This window comes from Streptomyces roseolus (assembly GCF_014649855.1).
Classification (GTDB): Bacteria; Actinomycetota; Actinomycetes; order Streptomycetales; family Streptomycetaceae; genus Streptomyces; species Streptomyces roseolus.
In genome coordinates, this window is sequence record NZ_BMTV01000040.1 from 49,941 (window position 1) to 60,108 (window position 10,168).

4 protein-coding genes are annotated in these 10,168 nt (G+C 66.9%); 3 read left to right on the forward strand and 1 reads right to left on the reverse strand.

Features of this window, described 5'->3' with window-relative positions; all coding sequences use genetic code 11:
• Positions 1 to 527 precede the first annotated feature (527 nt).
• The 3 genes from IE245_RS33125 to IE245_RS33135 all read left to right on the forward strand — a co-directional run bounded on the left by IE245_RS33125 (position 528) and on the right by IE245_RS33135 (position 8,265).
• Positions 528 to 5,165 carry a PDDEXK-like endonuclease domain-containing protein gene (locus tag IE245_RS33125; RefSeq protein ID WP_189954468.1) on the forward strand — a complete coding sequence of 1,546 codons (4,638 nt, stop codon included), beginning with the start codon at positions 528 to 530 and terminating at the stop codon, positions 5,163 to 5,165.
• The gene (locus IE245_RS33130) at positions 5,162 to 6,001 is read left to right on the forward strand and encodes a hypothetical protein (protein ID WP_189954469.1); all 840 of its coding nucleotides are present in this window, start codon (positions 5,162 to 5,164) and stop codon (positions 5,999 to 6,001) included. The genes IE245_RS33125 and IE245_RS33130 overlap by 4 nt, the downstream gene beginning before the upstream one ends.
• 458 nt (positions 6,002 to 6,459) lie before the next feature.
• Entirely contained in the window at positions 6,460 to 8,265 is a 1,806-nt protein-coding gene (locus IE245_RS33135) for a zinc-ribbon domain-containing protein (RefSeq protein ID WP_189954471.1), read from the forward strand.
• Between the two features lie 385 nt (positions 8,266 to 8,650).
• On the opposite strand, the gene IE245_RS33140 is transcribed toward IE245_RS33135, so the two are convergent.
• The coding region (locus tag IE245_RS33140) for a PIN domain-containing protein (protein WP_229851914.1) at positions 8,651 to 10,168 on the reverse strand (1,518 nt) is incomplete at its 5' end.

The following is a 10,168-nucleotide window of genomic DNA, read 5'->3' on the forward strand; positions in this document are numbered from 1 at the left end:
GGATATTGGCAGCGTCTCGACGGGCGACGGGTGAACAGCGGGTCCGCACTAGGCAGGGGAATCGTGCACTTGCGAAGGGTGTAATCCTCGCAGTTCGTTGGGTGGGAAACAGGTCCGTTCCGAGGTCGCCCGCTGGATCGCTCACGAGTGGCCACGGATCAAAAAGGGGCGGTAAACACACGTGCCTGGATCGTGTTCCTCGGCGAATCAGGCGTGTCACTGCTGCCGCAGGTCCGCCGCACCTACGTGCCCCGCGGCCGCACCCCACTTCTGCGGCACCGGCTGAACGTTCGGACGACAGTGCGAGAAGAGCCGCGTAGCGAGGACAGCGCAAGGGCCTGAATCGCGCAAAGATCCTACGCTCCGCACGGGCACCTGAGGAGCGAGTCTCTCACCGTACGGTTACAGTGCGCCAATCCAGCCTATACAGCGTGTGGATCACGCCATTCTCCCGGACCGTGTTGTCGTGCCTCCTCAGTCACCCGATTCTGGAACGTTCGTCACCAGCTGAGGGGAGACAGGTAAAGGTGCCACGGTACGCCGCGAACAGCCCTGATGTCATCGGGCAGACCACTGGGCTGATCGGCTTCTTGCGAGAGGTCGTCCAAAGCAGCCACCAGCGTCTACGGGACGACCGGCGTTCGCGGGAGCGTTTGTGGCTCGCCAGTCTGCCGGCCTCTGTACGGCGCCCCGTCGACCGGCCCGACGGCGTCCTGCTCACCCTCGACCACGTGCCCCAGGCCGCCCCGCCGCCGCTGCCGGAAGTGCTGGACGGGTGGGTGTCCCCTGAACTGTGCCGGGACGCGGACGGTGAGGATCCGCCGCTCGCGGGCGAGGGACCGGGGAAGGAGTTGGTGCGGGCCGAGGACGGTCGCCAATGGCGGGAGGAGACCGACGACCACAGCGTTCGCCGCGAAGACGCGGCCGAAGTGTTACGGGCCTACGGACCGTGGCTGGCGCGGTGGCGACGCTGGGCCGAGCGGGAGCGCGCCGAGCGGGCCCTGCGGGAGCTGTACGAGCAGGTCTACCACTGGCACCAGAAACTGACCCAGCAGGACGACCAGCTCGAACTTGTCTTAGTAACAGGTCTGTTGACTTGGAGTGACCCACGCGGCGACGCAGTTCATCGTCACATCCTCACCCACCGGGTGGAGACTTCGGTAGACCGCAAAACCGCCCGGCTCACTGTCCGGCTGACGGCCGAAGGAGCGGTACGACTGGAGGACCAGGCGTTTCTCGACACCGACGACGGCTGGATCCCCGAGCGGTCGGCCGCGCTCGCCGAGGAGATCGCGGCCCAGTCACTGCATCTCCTCGGCTCGGAAACCTTGGAGCACCTGGCCCAGTGGCAGGAACGCATACTGCAGCGTCCTGTGACGTTCAGCGCCGAGTGGCAGCCTCCTCGCGAGCCGGAGCCGGGGGCACGCCTCACGTACGCCCCGGCGTTGGTGCTGCGTCCCCGGGACCGAAACGCCCTGCTGAATTTCTATGAGCGGATCGCCGACAGCGTGGCTTCCGAGGCGCACGCGCCGTTGGCGCTGGCACAGCTGGTGCTACCCCTGGACGCGGAGGCTCGTGCGAACTGGGACGGGCGAGAGATCCCGCCCCTGTTCGGGGACGACCCGCTCTTCCCGGGCAAGACCAATGAACGCCAGCGCAGTGTGCTGCGGCGCCTGGAACACGACACCGGCGTGGTCGTACAGGGTCCACCAGGCACCGGCAAGACGCACACCATCGCCAACCTCGTCTCGGCATTGCTGGCCCAGGGGCAGAGGGTCCTGGTGACCAGCGCCCGGGACCAGGCCCTGACCGTCCTGCGGGACAAACTTCCGCCTGCCGTACGCGACTTGTGCGTCCTCCTGCTCAGCTCCGCCCGCCAGGACGGGGCGGACGAACTGGAGCGGACGATCAATGCCCTGACTGACCAGGTCGCTGCCAGCGATCCGGAGCAGCTGCGGGACGAGATCCGCCAACTTGCGGGGCAGCGCGAGGAGGTACGTGAACGGATTGCCACGCTCACCGAGGAGGTGATCTCACTGCGGGAGGCAGAGGTTTACCGGCACCCGGAGATCGCTCCAGGGTACGGGGGTGTTCTCGCCGTCATCGTGCAGCGCGTCCGCGACAACGCCGAGCACCACTCCTGGATCGGCCTGATTCCGGAGGGCGATCCGGCACCCTCCTTCCCTCCGCTGTCACCCGCTCAGGCAGCCGAACTGCTGAGCCTGCTGCGCGAGGGCGCCGCGGAACCCCGGGCCGGGGGTACTTTGCCGGATCCTGACACCCTCCCCTCTCCCGAGGATCTGAGTCAGGCTATTGAGGCGGGACGCATCACCGACGATGGCCTGTCCCTCGAGGCGGTCGGCATCCGCGACAGTCTCGCGCAACTCGACACCTCCGTCACCGACGAACTGGCCTCGCTCGCGCGCGATTGCCGTACGGCCCTGCACCACCTCGGCCTGCCGTCAAACGCCAAGCAGTGGGACACCGGCAAATGGACGACGAAAGCCCTGTCCGACCGCCTGTCACGCGAAAACTTCGCCATGTGGCGTCAGGTGGACGCTCTCAACGACCAGCTCACCGAGGTGTCACAGCAGCTGGAAGCCGTTGTCACACGGCGCGTGGTCCTGCCCCAGGCGCTCACGGGGCGGCAGGCCGACGCGTTCAGCACCGCCGGCGCCGCCCTGCGAACCCATCTCGCCGGGGGTGGCAGGCTACGCAAGCGCGGCAGCCTCCTGGCCTCGAAGGCTCAGAAGGATGCCCAGGACCTCCTCGACGTCTGCTCTGTCGACGGTCATTCGCCCGGTACGACGAGCGAACTCGACGCCGTCCTTGCACACTTGCAGGCCCTCTCCATCGTGGACGCGATCGCGCACCGGTGGGCGCAGGTAGACGCCCCCCTCTCCGACGGTCCGCTGGAACTCCGACTGGCGTCCTTGACGGAGGCATACACGCGCCTGAGGCAGGTCGACGCCTTCGGTGCCGCCCGCGAGCGCATCGACGACGTCCTCGTCCGCCACGGCCTGCACATTGATCTCACCTCACGCATGGCCTGGCAGGACTTCGCCGAGGCACTGGCAGCGCTGTCGGATCGGCGGGCCGCGGACGAGGCGCTGATCCGACTGGCCTCGTGGGAAGATCAGTTGCGTACCCCGTCGGAGGGTTCGCGTCCCGCCCCCGAGGCGCTGGCCGCAGCACATGCCATCCGGGAACAGGACACCGAGCGCTATTCCAAGGAACTTGACGCGTTGCGGGAGGCGCATCGGCGCGAGCACCGCCAGCGACGATGCGCTGTGCTCCTGGACAGTCTGCGCCGGGCACACCCGCTGCTCGCGGACCAGCTGACGGAGGATTCCGACAACCCGACCTGGGAAAAGCGACTGGGCTCCCTGGCCGAGGCATGGGCCTGGGCGACGGCCTCCGCGTTCGTGAAGCGCCTACGCACGCCGGGTAGGGAACGTCAGCTGGAAGGCGAGTTGGGTGAGTGCGAGCGCCGTCTGGAGGCCCTAACCGGCGATCTTGCGGCCGCATGGGGCCGGTTGCACTGCCTGGAGCGCATGACGCAGGAGCAGCGTTCGGCGCTGCAGGCATACCGCAATCACATGGCTTCATACGGCAAGGGCAAGGGGCGCAACGCGGGCCGCTACCGTGCCGCAGCGCACGACGCCATGCGGACGGCGCAGGGAGCGGTGCCCGCATGGGTGATGCCCATCTCTCAGGTGGCGGAGATGGTGTCGCCCAAGCGCGACGTCTTCGACGTCGTCATCGTCGATGAAGCCAGCCAGGCCGGCATGGACGCGCTGTTCCTGCTGTGGCTCGCTCCCCGCGTGATTGTCGTCGGTGACGACAAGCAGTGCGCGCCCCCGGTCAGCGGCATGGGCCGGCTCCAGGCGATCCAGGACCGGCTCCTCACGCACCTGCCGGATATGCCGCCCATGCTGCGCCAGCTCTACACCCCTGCCACCAATCTCTACCAGCTGCTGTCCACGTTCTTCCCGAAGGTGATCCGGCTGGAAGAACATTTCCGCTGCATGCCCGAAATCATCGGCTGGTCCTCCCGGACCTTCTACAACGACAAGCTGCAACCACTTCGACAGTTCGGCGGTGAGCGCCTCGACCCGCTCGTGACGCACTTCGTCGACGGAGCCGTCACCCAGGGCCGCGACAGCCGCCTACGCAACCCCAAGGAAGCCGAGGCCGTTGCCGACTGTCTGGCCCGGCTGGTCGAGGATCCCGCCTACCAGGACAAGACCATGGGCGTCATCGCCCTGCAAGGCCCGGTGGGGCAGGTCAAGCTCCTGGAACAGCTGATCAACGAGAGGATTCCGGCGCCGGTACGCGAACGCCACCAGATTCGGGTGGGCAATCCCGCCTCGTTCCAGGGAGACGAGCGACACGTCATCCTGCTGTCGATGGTGGCGACGAACCCGCCACGCATCGCGGGCGGTGCACGCAGCGAACGGCAGGCGTACAACGTCGCCGCTTCCCGGGCTCAGGACCAGATGCGGCTGTTCTACTCGATTCCGCCGGACCGCCTGAAGAATGAAGACCTCCGGTTCAATCTCCTCGCTTACATGGAGAACCCGCCCGCCGTTCTGGCGACCGCCGACCAGATCGGCGATGTCTCGGCGGACATCCCGCAGGATCCGTTCGAGTCCCTCTTCGAGCAGCAGGTCTACCTGCGCCTGAAGGCACGCGGCTACCACGTCATCCCGCAGTTCCCCGCTGGGAACAGGCGCATCGATCTCGTGGTGGTGGGTGCCCGCAGCCGTTTGGCAGTGGAATGCGACGGCGACCGATTCCACTCCACGCCCGAGCAGATCCGGCGCGACCAACGACGCGACCGTGAACTCCAGCGGGTGGGCTGGACGTTCTGGCGTATCCGAGAGAGCGAGTTCCGCTTCGACCCCGACGAGTCGCTGACCGGGCTGTGGGCGGAGCTGAACCGGCTGGGCATCCATCCGGCCATCTTCGACGACGCCCGCTCCCTCACACCATCCACCGCGCCCTCCGCTGTGCAATGGACCCCGCTCGACCTCTCCTCCGACGAGGACCTGACCGAGGACACGGCGGAAGCCGCGGACACCACCGACGCAGCAGATCCCCTCGCTGTCCTGCAAACGGCCGAGGACGAGGAACTCGAAGGCATCACGGAAGGTTCGGCATGACCCCGCACTCCCCTCTCGGCATCCTGGACGCCAACACCCTGGAGGAACTGGCCCGCGTCATCTGCGGCGACGAACACCTCTACTACCGCAAGGGCTACGAGATCGCCCGGTTCCTGGAACACGCCGGCTGGCAGCGCGTGCCGGAGTACGACGGCGAGTACCGCATGGAGTGGGCCCTCGCACAGCTCACCGGGCGCCGCGAGGACCCCACCGAGCTGGAGAGGGTCCTGCTCCGGCTCGCTGACCCACGCGAGTACCTCGACGAGCCCGAACAACTCCCCGCCGTCGTCTCCGCCGTCAACGCCTTCCTCATCCATGAAGGTGTACGCCTGGAGAACCCCGGCGGCCGACCCCGCCTCGTCGCCTGCGACCCCTCTCTCGCCCATCCGGGCAGCCAGGGCCCAGTCGAACTCCGAGCTACCATGACCGACCTCATCACGGACAAGAACATGGCCGGCCTCCTCCAACACCGCCTGGACGAGGCCCACACCTGCTACGCCAACGGCGCCCACGTGGCCGCCATCATCATGCTCGGCAGCCTCCTCGAAGGCGTCCTCGTCCACGTCGTTCACGAGCGTGACGCTTCCCTGCTCGGCCGCACCTCCCCCGACAGGGTGAGCCTGGATTCCCTGATCAAGACCTGTCACGACGCCGGCTGGATCGGGGCCGACGTCGAACGCTTCTGCCACGAGCTACGCAAGTACCGCAACTTCGTGCATCCGCGCGCTGAGATCCGGGAAGCTCACGCCCCGGACCGCGACACCCTGGACATGTGCTGGCCCGTGGTCAACGCGGTGCTGAACGACCTCGCCGACTCCCAGCCGAAGGCAGTCTGATCGTCCGGACCGCACCGTCCCGTGCTCAGGCTCGTCAGACGAGCCTGAGCACGGGACTGCCGTCTGGCGCACCCAGCAGCTCCCGCACTCACGTCCGCTGATGCGGCCTAACCGCATGACCACCACCACTGCAGTCACTCTCCCCCAGGAGCGACAGCACACGGCCTACTCTTCCCGACGCATCTGGGTCAGGCACGGCATCGCCCACCTCAAGAACCGGCGGGCGCTGACCCGTCCCCCTCGGCCGCCGCGATCACATGAGTGACATAGTCCAGGCCGTCGCCGGCCTGCTCTCCCACCAGCAGACTGTGGCCTTGGGCCCTCAATGGCCGAGGTGAGCATCGGTGCCACCGAGGCTCTCGACCTCTCGCCGCTAACCATGCACCAGCTCGTTGCCGAACCATCGGCAACGAGCTGTTCTCGTGCCGTTGAAGTCGCCGGCCTGCGAAAATCCTCGCATGAGTTCCACGTTGCCCCGTAAGTCGCCCCAACTGTGCTCCGAGCCGGACTGCGGGCAGCCTGCTGCATTCTCCACACGCACGAAAAGCACCTGGTGCGACACTCACATCACGCACATGCTGCGTGAGGGCGGCCTGGAGCCGCTGGAGCCCTTCACGAAGCCGAAAGCGTGGCGGCTGACCCGATGCCTGGCATGCGGCTGCGAGGCGCACTACCGCTTCGAGTACACCCTGGAAAAGAACACGTACGGGGAAGCGACGTGCCGGGCCTGCTACTGGCGGCAGTGGGCGCGCAAGGCTCGGCAGGCCATGGGCGCGTACGTGGACCTGAGCCCGGTTCCCGAGGGCAAGGCGCGGGAGCACGCCGAGAAGAACGGATACGACTACCTCAGCGCACTGACCAGCCCCTCCTTCTCTGACGACCCGCACCATGTCCGGTGCCGGTACTGTGGTCGTGTGAGCGCCGAGCGACTCGGGGACATCGGGTTCGGCTGCCAGTGCCAGATCAACCCTCGGCGTGAGCGGCAGACGACGAAGCGCGCCGGGTCCAAGCAGCGCAACCTCCTCAAGGACAGCGAACTGCCCGTCCTCGACTGGTGGGACCATGAGGAGAATGACACCGCCACCTGGGAAACCGTCACCGTCAAGGCTCTGCGGGAAGCGGCCTGGCGCTGCCCCGACTGCGGACTGCAGTTCAGGAAACGGATCCTCGACATGGTCAACATGAGCGAGTGTCCGGAGTGCGAACCGAAGCGACGCGCCGAATGGAAAGCGCAGCACGCCCGCTACCAGACCACGGCGGTCGCAGACATACCCGAACTACTCGCCGCCTGGGACGATGACGCGGATCCCCGCATCGTGATGGTCGCGGACTACCAGCGGCGCCAGCTACGCTGCCCACGAGGGCACCGCCCTCGCCAGTCGCCGCTTACGTATCTGCGTAACGGCTGCCCGTCCTGCCGCGGCCAGGACACACGCGCGACGCGTCTCGAGGCAGTCGAGGCCGATCCCGATGCCTTCGGACTCAACACCGAAATCGCCGCACAGTGGCACCCGGCCAAGAACGGCAAGACTCAGTTGTCGAAGGTGTCGCCCCGTTCACGCAAGCTCGTGTGGTGGCGGAATGAAGACTGCGGCCATGAATGGCAGGAGACACCGGCCCGCCGGGAGCAGGGCCAACGTCTACGCTGCCCGGAGTGCCGCACCATCCTCGACTCGCTCGCCTACCACTTCCCTGATCTGGCGGAGGAATGGTCGCCCACCAATCCTCTGTCCGCGTGGCAGGTGCGGCCCACCGCTCAGACCTCGTTCACACCGGCCTGGATCTGCTCCGCGAACCTGGATCACACATGGGAGGCTCCCCTGGCCTCACGGGCGAACGGCAGCGGCTGCCCCGAGTGCCGAGAGCACGGTAAGTCCCGTATAGAGCTTGATCACTGGTCCGCTGCTGAGCGGGCCTTCGGCCGGGCGTCGTCTGGCCAGTCGATACGACATGAGGCATTCACCCGGCGCGCGAACTGGCTCGTCGACATCACGGTTGAGACATTCGAGGAGCACAAGCTGGCCATCGAATACGACGGTTCCTACTGGCACGCGGGCAAGGTCGATCTCGACATCGAGAAGTCCCGCGATCTGCTAGCGGCCGGATACCTGGTGGCCAGGCTACGCGAGCATCCTCTGCCGCCGCTGCCGATCGACAATCCGAACTACGCGGAGTTTGTGGTGTACTCGGCGATGCCTACGCCGGACGAGACGATCAAGCAAGTGAGGGAGTGGGCGAGCAGGCGACCAGGGCCACGATGCTAAGGCGTGATTAGGGTGAGGTGACCGCCAGCGCCTCACCCGATATCCAGCCTGCTTCATCTGCAGGCTCAGCCCTCCACGATGCGTGTTCGGACGACAACCGCAGACGAACCCGCTCTGGCCGGCAAGGGCACGAACCGCGGCGCGCACACCGAAGGCTCCCGCCAGGACGAGCCGTCCAGAACGCGCACCACACGATCACGCTCCTCGCCCGAGAGACGAGCCAGCAGGGCCACGACCCTGCCCAGCTCATCCTCACCCGACGTCACCGATCACCAGCAGGTCGAGATCCCGCTCGGACGCCTCGGCAGGAGTCGGCGCCGGCCTCGGTCGGCGCCACGGACGGGCGATCGGCTTCTGGCCCGATCAATGGCAGCGTGGAAACCGATCAGTGCTCGGGGGAGGTCAGCACTACGCGGGCTGCCATGGCTCGGTCCGCTTCATCGGTATGGACGAACATGGCGGTCAAGGTGCCGGCGGCAACTAGGGGGGTCAACTCTTCGGCGAGGGCACGGTAGTAAAGGGAGAGTGCCTCTTCCAGAGAAGTACCGCTGTCGCCTACAGTTTCCGCGCCAGCGCGCAGCCCTGCCCATGCGAAGGGAAGGGTTGCTGATGAGATCCAGGGCTGCATGAGGACCTGCAGCGAGAACGCCTGGAGGTTACGCTGCCGGTGGCTGAGGAGCGTGGCTCGGTGAAGACCGCCGTACGCGGCACTGATCCATCCTGTGGCCTCGTGCGGCAGAGTGCCAATGGCGCGGGAGGCGGCGTCGAGGGCGAAAGCGGCGGTTGCCTTTGCGTCGGTCCAGGCCGAGGGACGGGAGAGGGCCATGGCGACGGCTCCGGCCTGCCAGCCGTCGGCCAGCGCGGCAGCGTCGTAGAGGCCGGCGGAGAAGGGGATGTCGACGTAGTGGTTCCGCAGCAGCTCCGCCTTAGTCAGCACAGCTTCCTCTGGCGTGGTCAAGCCAGCGTCGACACGGGCGTCGAGGAGCGCGAGGGTGCCGAAGGTCCCCACGCCTTCGGACCGCGCGACGGCCCGTAGGACCCGGTCGTCGCACCACACGACGAGACCGTGCTCTTTGGCGTAATCGAGAGCCGTCAGCCACTGTGTGTTGGTCCTGTGGACAGGCAGCTGCCGCAGGCTGCGTAGTTCCGGCCGAGGCACGCGAGGCATTGCCCGCACCACCTCGACGAGACGCGCCGAGGTGGTCCGCATCTGCGTGAGCTGTTCGGCAGAGGTGGTACGGACGGCAGGACGGGCATCGCCTTCGTCCCAGGTGAGCACCATGTCGGAACGTAGAGCGAGTGATTCCTGCGCGTGCAGTGCGTCGGTGAAGAGCTGGTCGGTCGTCACGAGTGATCGGGGGTGACCCATGAGTCGTTCGGCGACGCCCGGTTCCAGGAGGGCGAGGGTGACAGCAGCGCTGGTGTCCACGGCCACTCGTCCTGAGCGAGCGGCCTGCACGGCTGCGGCCTCCGCCGGGTGGGTGACGGCGTCAGCAGCGTAGACATGCGGACGTTCGGCGGAGGGGCGCAGCAGGATCTCGGCGTAGCTGCGACCGGAGGACAGGACGAGCATGCCAGCGGGCAGTTCGCCGGCGGCGGTCCTGCGGTGGAGCTCCTTAGTGTTCTCATGGGAACGACGTAGTTCGTCGGCAATGTTCTTGAGGGGATCGTCCTCAGGTCCGATCTGGACGGCCCGAAAGACAGTACTGTCGGGGAAGCGCTCCAGGTACGCGGCGGTGGCGGTGCGGAGCTGCTCTCCGTCATGTTCGGAGAGGGACAGCGCAGGCTGGACGGCACGCCAATGCAGGTTGGCCAGGACCTTTCCGACTAGGGTCTGTTGCGAAAGTGGATCTTGTTCGTTGATGATCACGTCCTGTGGGACGTGGGGATCTGACGAACGGCC

Coding starts and splice junctions, on each gene's coding strand:
- IE245_RS33130 (WP_189954469.1), top strand. CDS start 5,162: ATGACCCCGCACTCCCCTCTCGGCATCCTGGACGCCAACACCCTGGAG.
- IE245_RS33135 (WP_189954471.1), top strand. CDS start 6,460: ATGAGTTCCACGTTGCCCCGTAAGTCGCCCCAACTGTGCTCCGAGCCG.